This window comes from Aquibium sp. ELW1220, from assembly GCF_030398385.1.
Classification (GTDB): domain Bacteria; phylum Pseudomonadota; class Alphaproteobacteria; order Rhizobiales; family Rhizobiaceae; genus Aquibium.
On the sequence record NZ_JAOAOQ010000043.1, the window covers coordinates 19,823 to 40,999 of the forward strand.

At 65.6% G+C, this 21,177-nt stretch carries 23 protein-coding genes and 1 tRNA gene; 5 read left to right on the plus strand and 19 right to left on the minus strand.

What is annotated here, in order from left to right; all coding sequences use genetic code 11:
• Positions 1–615 precede the first annotated feature (615 nt).
• The 10 genes from N1F91_RS25760 to metG form a co-directional block, all read right to left on the minus strand.
• Complete coding sequence (locus N1F91_RS25760) at positions 616–1,674, minus strand: hypothetical protein (RefSeq protein WP_289996399.1); 1,059 nt, start codon at positions 1,672–1,674, stop codon at positions 616–618.
• A gap of 152 nt (positions 1,675–1,826) precedes the next feature.
• Positions 1,827–2,282 (minus strand): M15 family metallopeptidase, encoded by a 456-nt coding sequence (locus tag N1F91_RS25765; protein WP_289996400.1) that lies wholly within the window; start codon positions 2,280–2,282, stop codon positions 1,827–1,829.
• Between the two features lie 67 nt (positions 2,283–2,349).
• Entirely contained in the window at positions 2,350–2,976 is a 627-nt protein-coding gene (locus tag N1F91_RS25770; RefSeq protein WP_289996401.1) for a hypothetical protein, read from the minus strand.
• Between the two features lie 65 nt (positions 2,977–3,041).
• Entirely contained in the window at positions 3,042–4,685 is a 1,644-nt protein-coding gene (locus tag N1F91_RS25775) for a hypothetical protein (RefSeq protein ID WP_289996402.1), read from the minus strand.
• A 197-nt stretch (positions 4,686–4,882) separates the two neighbouring features.
• Entirely contained in the window at positions 4,883–5,611 is a 729-nt protein-coding gene (locus N1F91_RS25780) for a hypothetical protein (RefSeq protein ID WP_289996403.1), read from the minus strand.
• Complete coding sequence (locus tag N1F91_RS25785) at positions 5,611–5,820, minus strand: hypothetical protein (RefSeq protein WP_289996405.1); 210 nt, start codon at positions 5,818–5,820, stop codon at positions 5,611–5,613. Before N1F91_RS25785 ends, N1F91_RS25780 begins: the two co-directional genes overlap by 1 nt.
• Before the next feature lie 231 nt (positions 5,821–6,051).
• A complete protein-coding gene (locus N1F91_RS25790; RefSeq protein ID WP_289996406.1) occupies positions 6,052–6,522 on the minus strand; it encodes a YbaK/EbsC family protein in 471 nt (156 codons plus the stop codon).
• 34 nt (positions 6,523–6,556) lie between these two features.
• Positions 6,557–7,369: an MBL fold metallo-hydrolase gene (locus N1F91_RS25795; protein ID WP_289996408.1), complete on the minus strand. Its 813-nt coding sequence runs from the start codon at positions 7,367–7,369 to the stop codon at positions 6,557–6,559.
• On the minus strand, positions 7,369–8,163 hold the full coding sequence (locus N1F91_RS25800) for a TatD family hydrolase (protein WP_289996444.1): 795 nt from the start codon (positions 8,161–8,163) through the stop codon (positions 7,369–7,371). The genes N1F91_RS25795 and N1F91_RS25800 overlap by 1 nt, the downstream gene beginning before the upstream one ends.
• 4 nt (positions 8,164–8,167) lie before the next feature.
• On the minus strand, positions 8,168–9,721 hold the full coding sequence (metG, locus tag N1F91_RS25805; protein ID WP_289996409.1) for a methionine--tRNA ligase: 1,554 nt from the start codon (positions 9,719–9,721) through the stop codon (positions 8,168–8,170).
• 178 nt (positions 9,722–9,899) lie between these two features.
• Here metG and N1F91_RS25810 point away from each other — a divergent pair, with 178 nt between their 5' ends.
• Positions 9,900–10,316, plus strand: coding sequence for a DUF6455 family protein (locus tag N1F91_RS25810; RefSeq protein WP_289996410.1), 417 nt, complete (start codon positions 9,900–9,902; stop codon positions 10,314–10,316).
• A gap of 3 nt (positions 10,317–10,319) precedes the next feature.
• Here the strand turns inward: N1F91_RS25810 and mgtE are convergent, their stop codons facing one another.
• The 3 genes from mgtE to N1F91_RS25825 form a co-directional block, all read right to left on the minus strand.
• On the minus strand, positions 10,320–11,738 hold the full coding sequence (mgtE, locus tag N1F91_RS25815) for a magnesium transporter (protein ID WP_289996412.1): 1,419 nt from the start codon (positions 11,736–11,738) through the stop codon (positions 10,320–10,322).
• Positions 11,739–11,831: 93 nt separating this feature from the next.
• Positions 11,832–12,611, minus strand: coding sequence for a hypothetical protein (locus tag N1F91_RS25820; protein ID WP_289996414.1), 780 nt, complete (start codon positions 12,609–12,611; stop codon positions 11,832–11,834).
• A 114-nt stretch (positions 12,612–12,725) separates the two neighbouring features.
• A complete protein-coding gene (locus N1F91_RS25825; protein WP_289996416.1) occupies positions 12,726–12,962 on the minus strand; it encodes a hypothetical protein in 237 nt (78 codons plus the stop codon).
• 118 nt (positions 12,963–13,080) lie between these two features.
• Here N1F91_RS25825 and N1F91_RS25830 point away from each other — a divergent pair, with 118 nt between their 5' ends.
• Together N1F91_RS25830 and N1F91_RS25835 are read left to right on the plus strand one after the other, a co-directional pair.
• Positions 13,081–13,560 (plus strand): type III secretion system chaperone, encoded by a 480-nt coding sequence (locus N1F91_RS25830; protein WP_289996417.1) that lies wholly within the window; start codon positions 13,081–13,083, stop codon positions 13,558–13,560.
• Between the two features lie 29 nt (positions 13,561–13,589).
• Positions 13,590–14,384 carry a hypothetical protein gene (locus N1F91_RS25835; RefSeq protein WP_289996418.1) on the plus strand — a complete coding sequence of 265 codons (795 nt, stop codon included), beginning with the start codon at positions 13,590–13,592 and terminating at the stop codon, positions 14,382–14,384.
• A 267-nt stretch (positions 14,385–14,651) separates the two neighbouring features.
• On the opposite strand, the gene N1F91_RS25840 is transcribed toward N1F91_RS25835, so the two are convergent.
• Positions 14,652–14,736, minus strand: a tRNA-Leu gene (locus tag N1F91_RS25840).
• 175 nt (positions 14,737–14,911) lie between these two features.
• Between N1F91_RS25840 and lipB the strand changes: the two genes are divergently transcribed.
• Positions 14,912–15,628 (plus strand): lipoyl(octanoyl) transferase LipB, encoded by a 717-nt coding sequence (gene lipB, locus N1F91_RS25845; protein WP_289996419.1) that lies wholly within the window; start codon positions 14,912–14,914, stop codon positions 15,626–15,628.
• Between the two features lie 50 nt (positions 15,629–15,678).
• Positions 15,679–17,445 carry a gamma-glutamyltransferase gene (ggt, locus tag N1F91_RS25850; protein ID WP_289996420.1) on the plus strand — a complete coding sequence of 589 codons (1,767 nt, stop codon included), beginning with the start codon at positions 15,679–15,681 and terminating at the stop codon, positions 17,443–17,445.
• A 1,207-nt stretch (positions 17,446–18,652) separates the two neighbouring features.
• Here the strand turns inward: ggt and N1F91_RS25855 are convergent.
• The 5 genes from N1F91_RS25855 to N1F91_RS25875 all read right to left on the minus strand — a co-directional run bounded on the left by N1F91_RS25855 (position 18,653) and on the right by N1F91_RS25875 (position 21,177).
• Entirely contained in the window at positions 18,653–19,843 is a 1,191-nt protein-coding gene (locus N1F91_RS25855) for an NADH-quinone oxidoreductase subunit D (protein WP_289996421.1), read from the minus strand.
• A gap of 76 nt (positions 19,844–19,919) precedes the next feature.
• A complete protein-coding gene (locus tag N1F91_RS25860) occupies positions 19,920–20,102 on the minus strand; it encodes a hypothetical protein (RefSeq protein ID WP_289996422.1) in 183 nt (60 codons plus the stop codon).
• Between the two features lie 15 nt (positions 20,103–20,117).
• Positions 20,118–20,717, minus strand: a complete 600-nt coding sequence (locus tag N1F91_RS25865; protein ID WP_289996424.1) for an NADH-quinone oxidoreductase subunit C — start codon at positions 20,715–20,717, stop codon at positions 20,118–20,120.
• On the minus strand, positions 20,714–20,950 hold the full coding sequence (locus N1F91_RS25870; RefSeq protein WP_289996426.1) for a hypothetical protein: 237 nt from the start codon (positions 20,948–20,950) through the stop codon (positions 20,714–20,716). The genes N1F91_RS25865 and N1F91_RS25870 overlap by 4 nt, the downstream gene beginning before the upstream one ends.
• The gene (locus tag N1F91_RS25875; protein ID WP_289996427.1) at positions 20,947–21,177 is read right to left on the minus strand and encodes a hypothetical protein; all 231 of its coding nucleotides are present in this window, start codon (positions 21,175–21,177) and stop codon (positions 20,947–20,949) included. Before N1F91_RS25875 ends, N1F91_RS25870 begins: the two co-directional genes overlap by 4 nt.

A 21,177-nucleotide genomic window follows, 5' to 3' on the forward strand; every position in this document is an offset into this window, starting at 1 on the left:
TACGCTGATTTGGGGGGAGGGTGTCAACTGCCGTCGCATTTTTTTCTGTGAGGAGGTCGGGAACCCCTCTTCGAGCGGTTCCCCCCACGGGGGCCCCCCCTCCGCAACGAGAACCTACGGTTCTCCCCCTCGCCTTCGGCGATAGGGTCCCCTCTCCCTTCCAGAGAAGATCGGGCCGGCTCCACTACACTGACGGGCTACGCCGGCCCGATTGATAGGTTAGAGGTTGTCCCCGACCGACGGTTGCCGGATCGGGCGAGCTACGGCGTCTGATGACGCCGGGTCAGCGGTCGCACCATGGGACGAACCTTTTCGCCGTTCCAGAGGCACCGCCTTTGCGCTTGTTGGACTCCGGCCTTTTCTTGCACGTTGGGTAGTCACGCGGCGTAGCCGAATGCCGGTCGGCATGTTCCTTTGTGCTTGATAGGCGGAGGTTTGAGCGTGGCGTGTCCCGTTCCAAGTTCGCAGGCATGCGGGACACAGAGGCGTTGTGTTTTTGGATGAGAGCTTCCCGCCGGCTGTACGCCGGGCCTTTGGAAGCTGTCCGGACCAGAGCGCTACGCAGGAGGGCTGCGCTAGGGGCCGGGAGGAAGGCGAGGGGCGAAGGTAGGGGATTTACTCCCCACAACTTCGCTTGCGATAGCGGTCGCTGGCCGTTGCCGGCTGGGCTTCCGCTTGAGTTTTTCCTTTTTCGCGCCATGTCCATTCTCCTTCATCGTCGCGCAGAAAGTAGAGGCGGGTTTGGCCCACGTCCGACACCCAGCAGTTATCCGTTTCGGACTGCCGGATCGGCGTGCCGCCGGGCGGCGGGGCGAGCGGCTTCACCACGAATGCGCGACCGTTGAACGTCGGCTGGGCGACAGATTCGAGGTAGCGCTTCAGCCCCCGGTGATGAAACTCCCAGATCAATTCGGAAGCGGGCGGGTCGTCGCCGTAGCGCTCCCGCCAGCCCTCGACATAGTAGCGGCAGTAATTCTCTGCCGAGGTTCCGGATAACCGGAACTGGATCGGCCGCGCGGAGTCGCGCAGGCCCTTGGCAGTTTTCGCCCTGGTACCGTGAGGCACCCGGCGAACCTCGGGAAACGAGTAGAACAGATTCTGCAGCGGCAAACCGGCTTCGACATATTGGGCGGCAAGCCGCCGGAAATACTCGTCCCCGAGCGGGGGCATTCGAGAAGGGATCGGGCCAAACACCTGCTTAGCCGGGTCGTCAAAATCCTTCGCAAGATACTTGCAGGCGTAGCGGACCGTTGCCGGTCCGACTTCGTCCCAGTACGACCAGCCATGCGGCCAATGGTCTTCCATGAAGTTCTCGCGGAGCTCGTACGGAGGGACTTCGCCCTGCCAGTAGATGACGATGTGCCAGTGGGCACGGCCCTTACGGGAACCGTGTTCGCCCACGACGAAATAACGCATGGGGAACCCATGGCGGCGCAGAAGCTTGAGATATTTCTGGACATCTGAATAGGTAAGAACCGCCGCCCGAAGGTGATCGATCGTACCGAGCGTCAGATCGCGACCATAGGTCAGCGTTATGAAATTCGAGGCCGTGGCGGTTTTACTTTCGGCAATGTTGCGTCCCACCCAGTCATCGACTTTGCGTTCCTGACATTGCCAGCATTTTCGACACGCAACGAAGCCGACATCTGCGATTTTGGTAGGTTCGAGGCACATGGGCCGTCTCCGGTCTCGTTCCGTGTCAATAAATGCACATTAGGCCAAGGGATGTGTGGGGCGGGCGTCTCGCAATTCTTTGGAATTGCTCGACAGCCCGCAGCGTCCCGCGCGGGCTTTCCCGCGCGAGGCGCTTTGTTTCTGTGGGGCGTTCAGCGCCCGTCGAAGCCGAGGTCTTCGGAGTACCGGGCGCGGATTTCTCGCCAGTTGGCGAGTTCCCAATGGGCTGGGTCGTAGAACTCCCAGTCGCCGCCCCAGACGACGGCGAGGCCGCGCTGGGTGGCGATCTCTTTGCCGAGGTGGCCGATAATCTGCCACTGGCGACGCGTGAGCGCCCACGCCTTGATGCCGTGAACGATGTCCACGGCCGCACCGAAGTTGTGCGGGCTTTCGCCGGCTCGCGCCTTTGATCGGCGGAGCCGGTAGAGCCGGTTTTGCTCAGCGCTCCCCCGGTTCACGCAATGCGCGAACAGGGGGATACCCAGCTTGAAGGCACGCTTGATCAGCGCGCGCTCGAAATCGAGGATTTCGGGCTGTGCGCCGAGGCGATCCGCCCGGCCCTGTTGCTCTCCGTATTTCTCGGAAAAGCAAAAGGGCCGGTCGACCATCCGCAGGACTTCGTCCGCGTACGCGTCCGGGCCGAGGCCCGGAACGGTGGGATGGTCGTAGCCCGGATCAGACAGAACCGGTGGTTCCGTCTCCGTCGTCGCCCGGCTGCTCGCCTCCGTCCTTGCTTCCGCCCTTTTCGGAGCCGGATACGCCGGCGGGCTTCGGTGCGCGTACTTTGCCTGCACGAGACTCATCAGCCGCTCGCGGAGCGTCGGCCGGCTGTTCTGCGGGTCTTCCATGGTCGGACATCCTCTTGATGGCCGCGAGGTGCGCGGCGTGTTCCTCTGCCTGCTGCGCCAGACGCCGTTCAACGTTCAGCTGCATGCGGTACATCATTTCCTCCAACTCCGGATTGCGGTGCCGTCGCTGGGCCAGCTCGGTGAAAATCACCGGGTCCGGCACTTCGAAGAAGGTCGGTTCGGTCTCGGATGTGTGCATCCACACGCCGCCGGTATTCCGAACGTCGACCACGATCCGGAGCGTTCCGGCGGCAGAGAATTCGACCGTCCGGACATCGCCGGGCATGACGCAGGCAAGAAAGCGCTGCTCTTCCGGCTGGAGGAGGTAGACGCGGGTTGGCTCCTCGGGATTGAAATGGAGCCGCACGCGGCGTTCCCGCGTGCCTTCGAGGACGAGCGCCTTTTGCGCGTCGAGCCAGCACCACCGGTTGAGATCGTTCAACTTGATAGTCATCGTTTTTTTCCTCTTCGAGGTTGCCCGTAGTGGCCCGGCCACTACGGGGCAGGGGTTGCGACGAGTTATTCCGGCTGCTCGATGCGCTCCTGCGGAGCGACCTCGATCACCTTCTGGTAATCGTCGGTCGCCTCGATCAGGTGACCGCCGAACACCGTGTTCCCTTCGATGAACACTTCGCCCTGAGTGACCACCTCGAACGGGTCTTGGTTGGTCACCACGAAGGGCTTGGTGTGAATGTTCGTGCACAGATAGAAATCCGTGCCGAGGACCGGGTTGGCCGTCTCGACGGCCCAGATGCGTTGCCGATCCTCGTCAAACGAGGCATCGACTTCGGGGCGGTAGAAACGCCCGCCGACGCGCGGGATGTTGATGTTCCACCGCGCGTTCAGCGGCTCATAGCCGAAGGTTGCATCCGGCGTCGTGTGATCGACGTCGATCCGGCCATTCTTGACGATATCGACTTTTTCCGGGTCGAGGGTGTCGCGCAGGTACTGCGGCAGGTCCGCGACCGACTGGGCCGCGAGGTAGGGGTCTTCCTGCCGCTCGAAAAGCTGATCCGGCGTGATCTCGGCGACGATCATGATGATTCCGCCGACGCCGATCCGCGGAAGCTGAATCGACATGTCCACGAACGTGGCGCCGTTGGTGACGCTTTCGGTCAGGTTGCCGGAGTCCGACGCGTAACGCTTGGACATGCCGAAGATGGTGCTCTTTTCGGCGAGCAGCATGGGCTGCTTGTAGAACTGGTCCGGAATGGTGATCGCATCCATAAGAAGATTGATCACCCAGTCCTCATGTTGGTTGTACTGCTCCCGGAGCCGGGCGAATGCCTGCGTTTTGCGCGCGAGTTCGATGTTGGAGAGGCTCACGGTAATCCCGTTCGTCTGCATCTCCGCAAAAATCTGCGGGATGGTCGCCGTGCTATCGAGTTCGATCGTGATCCGATTGTCGTTGTCGGTGCCCTGATGCTTCGCATAGGTCGGATTGGTCCGGGCGGTTTCCTTCACTACGCCATTGACTTCCGCCGATGGCGAGCCCGGATTAAGCCGACCGATGCCTCGCACCGGCAGGAGGCTGTTCACAACGTTCAGCGGAACTTCGCCATCGATCACGGCTTGGTCGAAGTTCGGCACGATATGCTTGAACATATCATGCGACCAGAAGGCCGGAGCTAGGTCGGTCGCGAGCCGCGCCCGCAGCGTCAGCTTCGGCGAGCGGTTCTTGGCGCGGAAGTTCCATATCTGGTTATAGGCCTCGAGATAGGCCGTGTTCACCAGCTGGGTCGTCCGGCCATGCAGGCCGAGATACTGATAGACCTTGTTCGCGTTGTGCGCGCCGAACGCGGCGGTCTCGATGAAAGGGACGACTGCCTCGCCGTCGAGCGGCGGCTTGCCTTCGTAGGACAGGTTCAACTGGTCCATGGAGCCGTTGAACCGCTCAAGGGCAAGGTTCGGGACGAGATACGCCTTCACGTTGACGTTGATGGCGTTCATCAGGATTTCGGCCGTCTCCATCGACTCAAAGGAGAACCGGAGCCGGCCAGAGCGGACCGCGTCCTCGCGGAGCAGCGGGAACGCGGCGATGGGAACCATCTTGCCGGCGGGGAGGGAGGTAATACCCCGCGCCGTCTGGCGGCGCATGGTGCGGGGCGCGACGAGCGGGTTAACCGCCATGCGGTTGTTCTGGATCGAATTAGGAGCTTTCACTTCGTTGGTCCTTTCTTGAACCGTTTGAGAAACTGTCTAAGTTTCGCGCGGCGGCGCATGCACGCGCCGCACCGCTTTTTGTTGGAGGTCTTCGCCATGATCCGGCTCGCTTTGAACGTCGCAGCGTTCTTGTTTCTGGCTTACGTTTTCCTGATCGGCGGAGCGCTTGTGCTTGCCGCGATAGTGGCAATTGCGGCCTAGTTGGGCCGCAGCCGGTCCCGCTTACCGGTGCCCGTCCACCACTCATAAGGAGTGGGCCAGTCGGCGAGGGCGGGCAGCGCGTATTCTTCGAAATTGCGCTTCCCGTCGGCGTAGACATTCGCGAACGTGCCGGCCACCGATCCGATAAGCTCTCCGTATCGGTCCTCCCAAACGGACGCGTTCGGCGCGTTCGGATCGATGAGCGCCCCGGTGCTGCGATGCCACGGATTCGTTGCTTCGGGCGTCTTAATCTCCGGCGTCAACGGACCGCCAAAGCGGGCCGGATTCGGCGCGGAGAGTTGCCCTGGCGTGCCGGAAGGCCGCCGCTCGACGTTGCCGGCAGTGCGAGCCGGAACGTTGAACGAGCCGGGGCGCGTTAGCGCCGACGTGCTCGCGTCGAGGTTGGCAATCTGGGCTTCGACGAGGCGATATTCCGCCTCGCGCTTCTGATCCGCGAGCGGGTCGAAGTTCTGGAGGAAGTTGCCGACGCCGCCGAGGACTTCGCCGGCAATGCCCATGGGCGACAGGGCAGGGGTTGACGTCGTCGTGAAGCCGGCCGCGCCGCCGTTGCGGAGCGCGGTCAAGGGATTGAATCCGGCCTTTTCGGCATTCTTCACGAGTTGGACGTAATCGACGGTGGACGTCTGCTTTTGCGAACCGCCGCCGAAGATTTTGCCGAGAATCGAGGCCCCGGCACCGATGATAGGAGCCCAAGGGATCGCCATTACTGGCGATCCCCAAGGGCTGCATCACGGTAGACGCGCGCGAGAACGAGGTCCACGCCAAGGAGGATCAGGGCCGTCAGGCCGGCCACGATCTCGTTGATCTGCGCTTCCGTCGCACCATAAGCGACGAGGTAAGTTGCCGCGACCGTTCCCACCCGCGACATAAGCGGATGGAGCAGGTTCACCGCAATTTTCTGTTTCCACGTCATGCGTTTCCCTTTCGACGTTAAAGCGTCGGCAGGGGCTGCGATTCCTGCGGCGTTCCCGGTTCAGTCCCGGTTTGCCGCATAAGATAGATTATGGAACTTGTGCGTTAGTGTCGGTCCTGCCAAACCGGCGCCAGACACGTTCTCCCGTCCGTCGATCGGCCGATCTGTCGGCCCGCTGGACGCTCCAGCCTGTGCCACGCCGCGTCGACAGCTATCGCGGTCCGTGACGCCCTACGCAGCCACGTCCGCCACCGTCGCGCCCGCTGCGGCAAGCAGCGCGTTCGGCTCGGCGGAAAACACCGCGTCATGCGCGCCGGCGGCCGCCCAGACGATGTCGTAGCCGGTCAGCGTCTCGTCGGCGAAGGCGTCGATCGGCTCCAGGTGGCCGAGCGGCGAAACGCCGCCGATGGCGAAGCCGGTGCGGTCGCGGATCTCGCGCGGGTCGGCACGGCCGAGCGTCTCGCCGGTGAGTGCCGCCGCCCGGGCAGCGTCGAGCCGCTTGTCGCCGGACACCAGGAAGAGATACAGCTTGCCGGTCGTTTCGCCCTTGAAGATCAGCGACTTGACGATCTGGCCGACCGATACGCCGCATTGCGCCGCGGCTTCCTCGGCGGTTCGCGTCGATTCGCCCATGCGGCGGATTTCGATGGGCAGGCCCGCCGCTTCGGCCGCCTGGCGGACCCGTTCGATGCTCTTGCTCATGAAATCCCCCGAAATTCGATGTAAATCAACACGTTCAGAGCGCCTGTTCGATCACCAGTCCATCATAGGCCGGCTCCACATGCGCGGGCGTCTCGCGCATCGTCTTCTCGTAGTCGAGCGGAATGTGCATGTGGGTGAGCACGGCGCGGCGCGGCGCGAGCCGCTCGATCCAGGACAGCGCCTGCTGGAGCGACAAATGCGAGGGATGCGGCTTGTGCTGCAGCGCGTCGATGACCAGCGTGTCGACGCCGGCCAGCCGCGCGACCGTCTCGGACGGAAAATCGGACACGTCGGGGCAATAGGCGACGTCGCCGATGCGGTAGCCGAGCGAGAGGATGTCGCCATGGATCTGCGGCAGCGGCTCGAAGGTGAGGGGACCCCCCTCCCCGACGATCGTGAACGGCGTGTCGTGGTCGATGGCGCGCGCGTTGAGAATCGGCGGATAGGAACTGCCCGGCGGCGTGCGGAAGCAGTAGCCGAAGGCGTCGTGCAGGCGGTCGAGCGTCGGCTTGTCGGCATAGACCTCCATCAGCCTGCGCTGCTCCAGCGCATAGCCGCGCAGATCGTCGATGCCGTGGATGTGGTCGGCGTGCGGATGGGTGAAGACGGCGGCGTCGAGCCGGCGCGTCGCCGAGCGGATCATCTGCTCGCGGAAGTCCGGGCCGGTGTCGATCACCACGGTGGTGCGCCGCCCGTCGGCTGCGATGCGCTCCACCAGGGCTGCCGCGCGGGTGCGCAGGTTCTTCGGATTGGCCGGGTCGCAATTGCCCCAGTCGCCGGTGATGCGCGGCACGCCCGGCGACGAGCCGCAGCCGAGGATCGTCAGGCGGACGACGTCGCCCGGCATCAGGCGGCGAAGCCCGCGGGCGGAGCGACCTTGGAAAACAGCCGCAGGAAGTTCTCCGTCGTCTGCCGCGCGAGCGCCTCCGGCGAAAGTCCGACCGTTTCTGCGAGCACGCGGGCGGTGTGCGCGACATAGGCCGGCTCGTTGCGCTGGCCGCGATGCGGCATCGGCGCGAGATAGGGAGAATCGGTCTCGACCAGAAGCCGGTCGAGCGGGATTTTCCTTGCGATCTCGCGCAGTTCGTCGGATTTCCTGAACGTCAGGATGCCGGAGAAGGAGACATAGCCGCCGAGCGCCACCCCGGTCTCGGCCAGCGCCGCGCCCGACGAAAAGCAGTGCAGCACGAAGGGGAAGGCCCCCTTCCCCGTTTCCTCGGTCAGGATCGCCGCCATGTCCTCGTCGGCATCGCGCGAATGGATGACGAGCGGCAACCCGGTCCGGCGGGCCGCCGCGATGTGGCTGCGCAGGCCCTCGGCCTGCGCGTCGTGCGGCGCCTTGTCGTAGAAATAGTCGAGACCGGCCTCCCCGATCGCCACGACCTTCGGATGGGCCGAGAGCCGCACGAGCTCGTCTGTCGTGACGTCGCGCTCTTCGCCCGCATTGTGCGGATGGGTGCCGACCGAGCACCAGACATTCGGATAGGTCTCGGCGATGGCGCGGATCTCGTCGAAGCGCTTCACGCGGGTCGAGATCGTCACCATCATGCCGACGCCGGCCGCCTTCGCACGCGCCACGACGGCGTCGCGTTCCGCGGAAAAATCCGGGAAGTCGAGGTGGCAGTGGCTGTCGACGATCATGGCGTCAGCCACCCGCCATTTCCTGCTCGATATAGCGCGGGAACACGCCAGCGGGCGCCGGCAGCGGCGTGCCAGGGACCAGCGCGTCGGCGTCGCCGGCATGGGCGAACAGGCGTCTGTCGGCCGGAACGGCGAGAAGGTCCAGCAGCTTCGCCGAAGAGCCCGGCACGTAGGGCTGCAGCATCAGCGCGATGCGGCGCACCACCTCGGCCGTCGTCCACAGCACCGTCTCCATGCGCGCGGGATCGGTCTTCTTCAGCCCCCACGGCGCCTGGCCGGCGAAGTAGCGGTCGGCCTCGGCGACGACCGCGATCACCGCCGCCAGCGCCTGGTGGATCGCCTGCGACGCCATCGCCTTGCGCGCCGTCTCAAGCGCTTCCGTAGTGGTGGCGAGGATCGCAGCATCCTCGTCGGCCAGCGTGCCCTTCTGCGGCACCACGCCGCCGCAGTTCTTGGCGATCATCGACAGCGAGCGCTGCGCCAGGTTGCCGATGCCGTTTGCGAGGTCGGCATTGGTGCGGGTGACGATGCCTTCGTGGCTGTAATTGCCGTCCTGCCCGAACGGGATGTCGCGCAGCAGGAAATAGCGCAGCTGGTCGAGCCCGTAATGCTCGGCCAGCGCAAAGGGATCGATGACGTTGCCGACCGACTTCGACATCTTCTCTCCGCGGTTGAAGACGAAGCCGTGGCCGAAGACGCGCTTCGGCAGCGCGACGCCCGCCGACATCAGGAAGGCCGGCCAGTAGATGGCATGGAAGCGCACGATGTCCTTGCCGATGACGTGGATGTCGGCCGGCCAGCGATGCCACAGCGGCGCATCCGCATCCGGATAGCCGACGCCGGTGATGTAGTTGGTCAAGGCGTCGACCCAGACATACATCACATGCTTCTCGTCGCCCGGCACCGGCACGCCCCAGTCGAAGGTGGTGCGCGAGACCGACAGGTCCTTCAGCCCCTGCTTCACGAAGCTCACGACCTCGTTGCGGCGCTCCGGCGGGGCGATGAAGTCGGGATGCTCCTCGTAGAGCTTGAGCAGCCGGTCGCCATAGGCCGAGAGGCGGAAGAAGTAGCTCTCCTCCTCCACCCATTCCACCGGGGTGCCCTGCGGCCCGTAGCGCACGCCGTCGTCGCGGACGTCGGTCTCCTCCTCGCCGTAATAGGCTTCGTCGCGCACAGAGTACCAGCCGGCATAGCTGTCCTTGTAGATGTCGCCATTGGCGGCCATCGCCTTCCAGATCGCCTGGCTGGAGCGATAGTGGCGTTCCTCGGTGGTGCGGATGAAGTCGTCGTTGGAGATGTCGAGCGCAGCCGCCATGCGCTTGAACTCGGCCGCGTTGCGATCGGCGAGTTCGCGCGGGGTCAGGCCTTCCTTGCGCGCCGTCTGCAGCATCTTGATGCCGTGCTCGTCGGTGCCGGTGAGGAAGTACACGTCCTTGCCGTCGCAGCGCTGGAAGCGCGCGATCGCATCCGTCGCGATCATCTCGTAGGCATGGCCGATATGCGGCTTGCCGTTCGGATAGCTGATCGCGGTCGTGATGTAGAACGTGTCCTTGGCCATGAAGCTCGGGTTCCGGGAATGTGCACGGGAATTGTGCGGTGCAGATAGCGCATCGTGCCGGTGAATGCCATCCCCGCGCAACCCCTCGGCACAGCTGCAGGGTGGGCGCGGGCGTTGATCTCGATCAAGGCGCCGGCGCGCCGGTTTCCTAGCATCGCTGCCAAAAAGGAGGATCATCATGTCCGCACAGGCAGCCGTCAGCACCGGAATACGCCACATGCTGGAATCCGTCGCCAGGCGATGGCGCGAACATCGCGACGCGGTGGCCTCGCTACGGGAGATCGACCGGATGGATCCGGCCATGGCCGGCGAGATCGCCGCGGAGGCCGGCCTCTCGATCGCCGACCTCAAGGAGGTCATCTCGCACGGCGCCGGCGCCAACCGGCTGATGCAGCGGATGATGGATGCCTACGGCGTCGACGTGCGCGAACTCGCAGACGACGGCCTTCTGCGCGACGTCTCCGTGCTGTGCTCGCGCTGCAAGGAGAAGGGCCGCTGCGCCGAGGAGCTGGAGGCGGGGACGGCGCGCGAGAACGCGCATCTGTTCTGCCCCAATGCCGATACCTTCGAGAGCTTCGGCCTCGACCCGAGCTGAGCCTCAGTCGTAGCCGAACCAGAGCGTGGCGAGGCCGAGGAAGGCGAAGAAGCCGACGACGTCGGTGACGGTCGTCACGAAGACGGCCGACGCGACGGCGGGGTCGATCTTGAAGCGGTCGAGCATCAGCGGGATCAGGATCCCGCCCAGCGCGGCGACGAACATGTTGACGATCATCGCGGCGCCGATGATGACGCCGATCGAGACCGACTGGAACCATGTGCCCGCCACGGCGCCGATCAGCACCGCGAAGATCGCGCCGTTGATCAGGCCGACCAGCATCTCGCGGCGGATGATGCGCCAGGCATTGTAGATGTCGAGGTCGCGGGTGGCGAGCGCGCGCACCGTCACCGTCATGGTCTGCGACCCCGCATTGCCGCCCATGCCGGCGACGATCGGCATCAGCACGGCAAGCGCCACCACCTTCTCGATCGTGGCGTCGAACAGGCTGATCACCGAGGCGGCCAGGAAGGCGGTCACCAGATTGACGAGCAGCCAGGGCACGCGCGAACGCGAGGTCGACATCACGCTGTCCGACAGTTCCTCGTCGCCGACGCCGCCCATGCGCAGCAGATCCTCTTCCGCCTCCTGCTGGATGACGTCGACCACGTCATCGATGGTGAGCACGCCGACGAGCCGCTCGTTCTCGTCGACGACGGCGGCCGACAGCAGATCGTACTGCTCGAACTCGCGCGCGGCCTCCTCCTGGTCCATCGTGGCCGGGATTGCATGGCGCGTCTCGTGCATCACCTCCTCGATCTTCACCGCGCGCTGGGTGCGCAGGATCTTGTCGAGGTCGACCGAGCCGAGCAGCTTGAAGGTCGGGTCGATGACGAAGATCTGGAAGAAGTGCTCCGGGAGGTTCTGGTCCTCGCGCATGTAGTCGATCGTCTGCCCGACCGTCCAGAACGGCGGCACGGCGACGAACTCGGTCTGCATGCGCCGGCCGGCCGATTCTTCCGGATAGCCCAGCGAGCGGCGCAGACGGATGCGCTCGGTGAAGGGAAGCTGAGCCAGGATCTCGTTCTGGTCGGCCTCGTCGAGGTCCTCCAGAATGTAGACCGCGTCGTCCGAATCGAGCTCCTGGACGCCCTGCGCGATCTGCGCATTGGGCATCGCGTCGACGATCTGCATGCGGATCGCTTCGTCCACCTCGGTGAGCGCGGTGAAGTCGAAGTCGCTGCCGAGCAGTTCAACCAGCGCGCGCCGCTGCTCGGGAAGCAGCGTCTCGAGCAGGTCGCCAAGCTCCGACTGGTGCAGGTTGGCGACATCCTGCTTGAGGATCAGAATGTCCCGGTCGGCGATCGCCGCACCGATATGGGCGACGTAGGACGGACGGATGACGCCTTCTTCGTTGTAGATTTCGGCGTGATCCTCAGTCGGATCCGTGCCGCCGGCGGCGTCTTCGTCCAGTTCGGCCAATGCGACCTCCAAGGCAGCGAGCGATCGGTTTCCCGACCGGTCTAGCCCGCCCGCGTGGCGAACTCAAAGCCTATTGCGCCGCAACATGACGTTTCATTCCTTGACGCGACGCAGGATGGCCAGCCCCTCCTCCCGGTCGAGCGCATCCCGCACGCCGGTGGGAATGCCGCCGCTTCCGGCGGGCGCGTCGATCAGCGCCACGTCACGCACGGTGACGCTCAGCCAGTGCGTGAGCTTGCGGGCGCCGCCGAGCGAAAGGTCGCCGCCGATCAGCGTGAAGCCCGAGGTCGCCAGCGAGATCGTCGGACGAGCTCGCGCGTCACGCGTGACGTCGAAGCTGACATCGTAGGAGTAGGCGGCCGGCGTCTCGTGCACGTTGATCAGCGAGACGGTGGTGTTGAGGATCCACTCCTTCAGCCCCAGCCCGCCGGCAATCCGCTCGGGCGGGTTGGCGATCTGGCCGGAGCATTCGAGCTCCGCGAAGGGATAATAGACCGAGACGGTGGTGCGCACGGAGTTGACGCGGCGGCTGGTGGCGCCGAGGCCTAGACCGGCGACGCCATTGTTGACCGGAATGACGAAACTCGCGTTTCCGGCCGCGTCGAGCACCTTCACGAGATCAAGGCCCGCCGTCACCTTGGCGTACTGGCCTTCGATCGCCACGCCCGCTTCCTGAAGCCTGGCCGAAACTCCTGGTTCGCTCTTGATCAGGGCAAGCGATTCGCAAAGCTCCTGTTCCACCGTGTAGAAGAGCGACTCCATCCTGATGTAGTCGTGCTCGGCGAAATCTGGCAGTGCGGTGCAACCCGCAAGCACCACCCCTACCAAGGCTGCGGCCAGCGTTCCGGCTTTCGCGCCACGCGTTCCAGCCATGCTTGCCTCCCCTTCCCGATCCCTGTCGTCGAACTTCGCGGTTCGGCGCAAGAGAGGCAAGCCGCAAAGCGGGCCGGATCGGCGAATGCGGCGGATATCCCCTGCCCGGCGCGGTCAGCCCTCGGCCTTGAAGCGCTTCGCTTCCTTCTCGAGCTCCGGACTGTCGATCCCGTGCTTGTCGATCAGCTCGCGCGCCTGCCCCTGCGAAAGGTCCGTCGTCTCGGCAAGCTTCAGCGCCTTGCGGTCCTTGGCGTCGTCGGGAAGCGCCCTGGGCTCGTTCCCGCTTGCAGGCGATTTCGGCATGTAGGCCTCCGTTTCGAGGAGAACGGCCGGCGCGTCGCCTCGTTCCACGCCCGGCGTTTCCCGCCCTGTGTCGCCCGACGCAGCCGCTCCGTGCCGCTCGGCACAGGACGGGCCGCCCGCCCTGCCTAGTCTCGCCCTCGTCTCAACACCACAAGCCGGAGCCCCCATGCCTGACATGCACCAGCGTTTCCGCGGCAGCGACGAACTCCTCGCGGAATATGGACTTTCCATCGGACTGCCCGATCTCGCCTTCGACCCCGACGGCGAGGTCGTGATCGAATTCGGCGACGTGCCGGTCTGCATCGTCGCGGGCGACGAGGAGACGGGCTTCGCGGTCAAGGCGCATGTCCATGTGCCGGAGACCCTGCCGCAGGAGGCCTTTGCCGGCTACGTGGCCATGCGCAACGCCGTCATGATGAGCCAGGGCATGGGTATCGTCGCGCTCGACGACGACAGCGGCTGGATCTGGACCGACCGTATCGAACCCGCCCGGCTGACGCCCGCGCGCCTGCACGAGCGCCTCCTGCGCGTGACCCGCAACGCCGCCTACTGGCAGGCGACGATCGACACGCTGGCCCTCGCCGCCGCCAGCGCCGGCACCGAGGCGCCGCCGCCCGCCGATCCCTCCCTGATCATCCGCGCCTGACGCGCCCTGGAACACACCGGAACACGACCATGACCCAGATCACCGACCGCCAGCTCAAGACCATCGTCGACACCACGAACCTGAAAGCCAACATCGGCAAGAGCCGCGACGAGGAAGGCGGAGTCCGCGTCCGCTCCGGCTCGCCGGGCATCGCCTGGCTGAAATCGAAATTCTCGAAGACCGTCCAGAAGGAAAACGTCCAGGCGCGCGAAAACTTCGTCGCAAGGGTGACGAAGGACCTCGGGCTGGACGACAAGATGGCGAAACGGCTTCACCTCGAGATCGTTGGCACCAACGCGATCAACGGGGTCAAAAACATGCCGCTGAAGGTCGGCCAGGCGCAGGAAGCGATCAAGCTGATGATGGAACTCGTCGATAACCTCCGGAACAACGTCAGTTACGATCCGACGGTGCGGTTTTTCCAGGAAAAGTTCGGCAACAAACAGAACGTCCCGGTCAAGCCCGATCCGAAGCCGATCATTGAGATCAAGCAACAGGAAGAGATCGGCCTGGACGAGCTCCTCGAGGACGAACCGACCACCGGCACCGACCGGTCAGACCTCTCCGATCCGGAACTGCTGGACGTGCTGGGCATGTTGTCGGAAAAGGGCACGAAGAAGACGGAGCAGAACGAGCGCAAGCCGTCGAATCTCCAGAGCGACCTCGATCTCCTCGACACGCTGGACGAAATGCTCGACGACTCGGACCGCAAGACCGACAAGCCGCTCGGCGGCGGCCAGAAGCGGGGCACGATCGACGAGAACGCGCTCTTCGCCGACATTGACGGCCTCGTCGACGAGATCGAGAAGAAGCAGAACAACTGAGCCCGCGCCGCTTGCGGCCGAACCGCACGCCGGTTCGGTCGCGTGGCGATGCCCACGCGTGCCGAAAGGCAAGGCCGGCGGAGCCGCTCCGCGGTGGCTGCGGTCGGCAGGTTTCACGCTCTGACGATCGAGGACAGGGACGTCGACGACGGCTGGTCGGGCCGGCAGGCCCGGACGGAGACCGCCATGAGGCACCGGAAGGCGCGTCCGTGAAATCACGAACGAAACCGGCGTCTTCGGGACAGGAGTTCAGCCTCTGGCTGAGAATGGTGCGGTCGAGAAGACTCGAACTTCCACGGGTTGCCCCACAGCGACCTCAACGCTGCGCGTCTACCAATTCCGCCACGACCGCACGTGGTAGGGCCGGTCCTGACCGGCTTGCGGCGTTTAGCAAATCACCTGTCGGGAAACAAGAGCGCCGAAACGAATAAATGCGGCTTTCGACAGCCGCATGACGAAAGCCCTTCCGGCATGGGTGGACGGCGCCCCGCTTTGACGCCATATCTGGCCCCGAAGGACGTTTTCAGATGCTCCAGCGCAATCAGCTCGGCTTCGATTTTCACGCCGCACCGGGCAGCCCGCCGGTGGAGTGGCGGATCGAGCCGGGCCTCGTTCCATATCCGGACGCGCTGGCCCTGATGGAGGCGCGGGCCGCCGCCATCCGCGCGGGCACGGCGGCCGAAATGGTGTGGCTGGTCGCGCACCCGCCGCTCTACACCGCCGGCACCAGCGCCCGGACGGACGACCTTCTGCAGCCCGACCGCTTCCCCGTCTACGCCGCCGGGCGCGGCGGCGAATACACCTATCACGGCCCCGGCCAGCGCGTGGCCTACGTCATGCTCGACCTCAAGCAGCGTCGGGAGGACGTGCGCGTCTTCGTCGGCGCGCTCGAGGAATGGATCATCCGGACCCTCGACCGCTTCAATGTCAGGGGCGAGCGGCGGGAGGATCGGGTCGGTGTCTGGGTGGTGCGGCCCGACAGGCCGCAGCTGGCGCCTGGCGTCCCGGCAGAGGACAAGATCGCCGCGATCGGCATCAGGCTGCGGCGCTGGGTCTCCTTCCACGGCATCGCCATCAACGTCGAGCCCGACCTGTCGCATTTTTCCGGCATCGTGCCATGCGGCATCGCCGGCCATGGCGTCACCAGCCTTGTCGATCTCGGATTGCCGGTTACCATGGCCGATCTGGACGTGGCGCTGAAACAGGGGTTCGAAGAGGTGTTCGGACCGGCTTCGGCCAACTGAGACCGGCCGGCGGATATCCTTCCGCCGCGGCCGCTTTACGAGGGGCTGCTATGATCTTGCGAAGGAACCTCTTGGGCGCGGCCCTGCTTGCGCTGCTGGCCGGACAGACCGCAAGCGCGCTGGCGCAGCAGGCGACCGATGCCGTCGCGCCGGAGGCGCCGACCAGCGTCGAGGCCAAGGCCGCCGTGCGCGCCCGCAGCCAGATGGTGGTGGCCGCCAACCCGATCGCCGCCGAGGCCGGCCTCGCCGTGCTGCGCGACGGCGGCAGCGCGGCCGACGCGCTCGTCGTGGTGCAGACCGTGCTCGGCCTGGTCGAGCCGCAGTCGTCGGGCCTCGGCGGCGGCGGCTTCCTGGTCTGGCTCGACGGCGCGACCGGCAGGCTCACCACCATCGACGGGCGCGAGACCGCGCCGCTCTCCGCCACGCCCGACCTGTTTGTCGGCGCCGACGGCAAGCCGCTGGGCTTCTTCGAGGCGGTCGTCGGCGGCCGTTCGGTCGGAACCCCGGGCATCGTGAGGCTGATGGAGACGATCCACGCTTCCCATGGCCGCAAGCCGTGGGCCGAGCTGTTCGAGCCGGCGGCGCGGCTGGCCGAAACGGGCTTTGCCGTCTCGGCGCGCCTGGCCAGCCTGATCGCCGAGGACGGCGAAAGGCTGGCCGGCCAACCCAGCACCCGCACCTATTTCTTCGACGCCGCCGGTGCGCCGCTGGCCGAAGGCGCGCGCCTCGCCAATCCGGACTATGCCGACACGCTGCGGCTGATAGGTCGCGAAGGGCCGGACGCATTCTACCAGGGGCCGGTCGCCGAGGCGATCGTTGCGGCCGTCGCCTCCCACCCGACCAATCCGGGCCGGCTCACGCGCGCCGATCTCGCCGCCTACGAGGTGCAGGAACGGCCCGCCGTCTGCGCGCCCTATCGGGGCTTCGACGTCTGCGGCATGGGGCCGCCCTCCTCCGGCGCGCTCGCGATCGGTCAGATCCTCGGCATGCTCGAAGGCTTCGATCTCGGCACGCTCGGCCCGTCGGACCCGCAGAGCTGGCGTCTGTTCGGCGACGCTACCCGGCTCGCCTTCGCCGACCGCGGCCGCTACGTCGCCGATTCGGATTTCGTCGACATCCCCGAAGGCCTCCTCGACGCCCGCTATCTCGCATCGCGCGCGGCACTGCTGAAGCGCGACACCGCCCTGCCCGCCGATCTCGCCGGCCCGGGCGAGCCGCCCTGGGACAAGGCGCAGCTGCGCCTCGACGGAGAGAGCCTGGAGGTGCCGGCCACGACGCATTTCGTCATCGTCGATGCCTTCGGCAACGTCGCCTCGATGACGAGTTCGGTGGAAAACGCCTTCGGCGCGCGGCTGATGGCGGCGGGCTTCCTGCTCAACAACCAGTTGACCGACTTCTCCTTCTCGCCCCAGGAAAACGGCACGGCGGTGGCCAACCGGGTCGAGCCCGGCAAGCGGCCGCGCTCGTCGATGTCGCCCACCATCGTCATGAAGGACGGCAGGCCCGCCTTCGCGCTAGGCTCGCCCGGCGGCAGCACGATCATTCCCTATGTCGCGCAGGCGCTGATCGCGCTGATCGACTGGCGCATGGACATCCAGGAGGCCGTGGCGCTGCCTCACCTCGCAAACCGCTTCGGCCGCTACGAGGTCGAAGCCGGGACGATGGCCGAAGCGCTCGCCGACGACCTCGCGGCGCTGGGCTACGAGGTCAAGGCGACCGGCATGAACTCCGGCCTGCACGGCGTCTCCTTCATCGGCGACGGGACGCTGGAAGGCGGCGCCGACCCCCGCCGCGAGGGCGTGGCCGTCGGCGACTGAGGCCGCCGTTCGGGACAAGGCAGCGACGCAATGCCGACGCGGCGCGACCGCCAGGGATTGGCGCGTCGCGAACCCGGAACATCCGAGGCGTCCACATCGGATGCCAGCCAACCCCGCCCTTGTCAGGGGATCTGCGACCTTGCGCGGTTGGCGCTTCGGCGTGCTCCGCGCGACAGCAAGATCGTCGAGACGCCAGCAGATCCCCGCTCCGAACCTGAGGATGACGGCGCTGTGGATCTACGGCGACGGTCAGCCGTCAGAGCCGGCGGTATGAATTATCGCAGGGCAGTTCCCGGGCGGGACTGTGGTCCGGTGGGGAACCGGAGCAACGCCGGGGGCAAGGCGTGGGAACGGGCCGCCTGGCGGGAACTGCCCTGCCTCCCGGACCGCGACAAGGCAGTGCGGCGGCACGGGAAAGCGCAATATGGAGGTCGCGAATGCCGGCGCGTCGACCGCCGGCGTGCGACGACAGAGGGTCCGTCTCAGTAGGCGCCGATCCACATCGCCATCGAGACGATGAACAGGCTGACCGCGACGAGCGAAGCGACATCTTGAAGAAGGTCGGACATGAATCTCTCCCGTTTTCTGTCTATAAAGACATCATGTTCATGTTTTGTTCTTTTCGCAAGCGGATTCGACCGCTACCGTGGCAGGCACTGACGGCTGCTGACATGACGGTAAACGAAAGGTTGAGCCGCGCCGGATATGGTAGCCTTCGTTGCGCCGTGCCCGTGCGGGTCAGCGAGGGGCTCGTCCCGCACGCAGGCCCATGAGCGCTCCGTCCGAGGTGCAGTGTACCCGCGGTCTTCATCGCATGGTGCAGGCCAACCACCATCCCGATCGGGCAGGTGGAGGATGAGGCTCCAGCGACTGCGGCGCCAATCCTCCGACCCGACGACGTGGGGGGAGGTGTCGAGCGAAGCGAGGCGGAGTGGGGACCCCGCCCGAACGAGCCTCAGGCGCCGCTGGCCCGGCCGAACCGCGAAGAAAACGAAGCGCTGCAGTTTCCACAGCCGAGAGACCGTCTCGGCTGCGTCGTCGCAGAGGCCATGCCTATGCGAGCCCCCCTCCGTCGTGGCTGCGCGAGCCCCCCTCCTCCCCACTACGTGGGTCGAGGATGAGGGACCGACGTCATCCCGGAACACCGGTCAAGCGCAGCGGAGACCGACGTATCCGGCAATCCATTATTCGTGGTCGGCCCGGTCGACTACCGGTCCACCTCGCCGAACACGATGTCGAGCGAGCCCAGCACGGCCGAGACGTCGGCCAGCATGTGGCCGCGGCACATGAAATCCATGGCCTGGAGATGCGCGAAGCCCGGTGCGCGCAGCTTGCAGCGATAGGGCTTGTTGGTGCCGTCGGAGACGAGATAGACGCCGAACTCGCCCTTCGGCGCCTCGACTGCTGCATAGACTTCGCCGGCCGGCACCCGGTAGCCCTCGGTGTAGAGCTTGAAATGATGGATCAGGGATTCCATCGAGCGCTTCATGGCGCCCCGCTTCGGCGGTACCACCTTGCCGTCCTGGTTCGACACCGGCCCGGTCCGTTCCGTCGAGAGAAGCCGGTTCACGCATTGCCGCATGATCGCTGCCGACTGCCGCATCTCTTCCATGCGGATCAGGTAGCGGTCGTAGCAGTCGCCGTTCTTGCCGATCGGGATCTGGAAATCCATCTCCGAGTAGCATTCATAGGGCTGCGACTTGCGCAGATCCCAGCGAGCGCCGGAACCCCGCACCATCACGCCCGAGAAACCCCAGGCCCAGGCGTCCTCGAGGCTGACCACGCCGATGTCGACGTTGCGCTGCTTGAAGATGCGGTTCTCGGTCAGGAGTTCGTCGAGATCGGCTACCGTCTGCAGGAACGGGTCGATCCACTTGCCGATGTCCTCGACCAGACTGTCGGGAATGTCCTGGTGCACGCCGCCCGGCCGGAAATAGGCCGCATGCATGCGCGCGCCCGACGCCCGCTCGTAGAACACCATCAGCTTCTCGCGCTCCTCGAAGCCCCATAGCGGCGGCGTCAGCGCGCCGATGTCCAGGGCCTGCGTGGTCACGTTGAGCAGGTGCGAAAGGATACGGCCGATCTCGGAATAAAGCACCCGGATCACCTGCCCGCGCTTCGGAACCTCGATGCCGAGCAACCGCTCGGTGGCGAGTGCGAAGGCATGTTCCTGGTTCATCGGCGCGACATAGTCGAGCCGGTCGAAATAGGGCACGGCCTGCAGGTAGGTCTTCTGCTCGATCAGCTTTTCGGTGCCGCGGTGCAGCAGCCCGATATGCGGATCGACGCGGGTCACCACCTCGCCGTCGAGTTCCAGCACGAGGCGCAGCACGCCGTGTGCGGCCGGATGCTGCGGGCCGAAATTGATGTTGAAATTGCGTACGTTGTGCTCGGTCATTATCCTGCTTCCCGAACCCGCCTCGACGCCCAGGCGTCGATGAATGAAATCGACGCCAGCGCGTCCATCGTCCCGATCATCCCGACAGCAGAGCGCCGCCGCCGAACAGCCAGAAGGCCAGCGCCGCGATGATCAGCGCCACCAGCACCTTGCCCGTCGCGTCGCTGGCGAAAGGTCGGCCCGAGAGCTTCGACACCACGGACCAGATCGCTGCCACGGCCAGCGCGGCCAGCAGCGCAAAGAAGACGAGCCGCAGCACCGGCCGCCGCCACCGCTACTTCGCCTTCTCGTCCCCCGGCAGCACGTAGTCCGTGCCTTCCCAGGGGCTGAGGAAGTCGAAGTTGCGGAATTCCTGCTTCAGTTCCACCGGTTCGTAGACGACGCGCTTCACCTCGTCGTCATAGCGGACCTCGACGAAACCCGTCACCGGAAAGTCCTTGCGCAGCGGGTGTCCTTCGAAGCCGTAATCGGTGAGGATGCGGCGCAGCTCGGGATGCCCGGTAAAGAGGATGCCGTAGAGATCGTAGGCCTCGCGCTCGAACCAGTCGGCGCCCGGAAACACCGACGTTGCCGACGGCACTGGCGTGTCCTCGTCAGTCGCGACCTTCACCCGGATGCGCATGTTCTGGCGCGGCGACAGCAGGTGGTACACCACCTCGAAGCGCTTCTCGCGCATCGGATAGTCGGCGCCGCAGATGTCGATGAACGAGATGAACTGGCACTGCACGTCCCGCTTCAGGAACGACAGCACCTCGACGATGTCTCCCGCCGCCACGGTCAGCGTCAGCTCGGCATGCGCCACGACGGCGGTCTCGATCCGGCCGTCGAGCCGCTCTTCGATATAGCCGGCCAGATCTCTCAGCGCTTCGCTCATGTGTGCGTTTCCAGTTGTCGAACCCGCTCTTCGAGCGCGATGAGTCTCGTCTCCAGGTCGCGGAGACGCTCGGTTTTCGCGAGCCCCGCCGCAACCGATCGGGCAGCGTTTCCGACGGGCTTGGGATCGAGCCCCGCCAGGCGCAACAGTCCGGACTCATAGTCGTCGAGCGACAGGTTCTGCCCCTTAAGACGGCGGACCCTTGACGCGAGCGAAGCTTGGCTCCCCGTCATTTGCCGCGCTCCAGCTCGTCGACCTTGCGCTCGAGCGAACCGATCCGCTCTTCATACTCGCCGATCAGCATTCGGCCCAACACGGTGTCCGCGGCGAGTGCCGAGCGGATGTTGCGCTGTCCGGACTCCAGCGCGGCGAACCGGTCGGCAGCCTCCTTGCGAAAGCTGGCGATCTCGCCCTGGATCTCGCGCAGCAGCGGCAGGATCATGTCGGCCGGCTCTGCCAT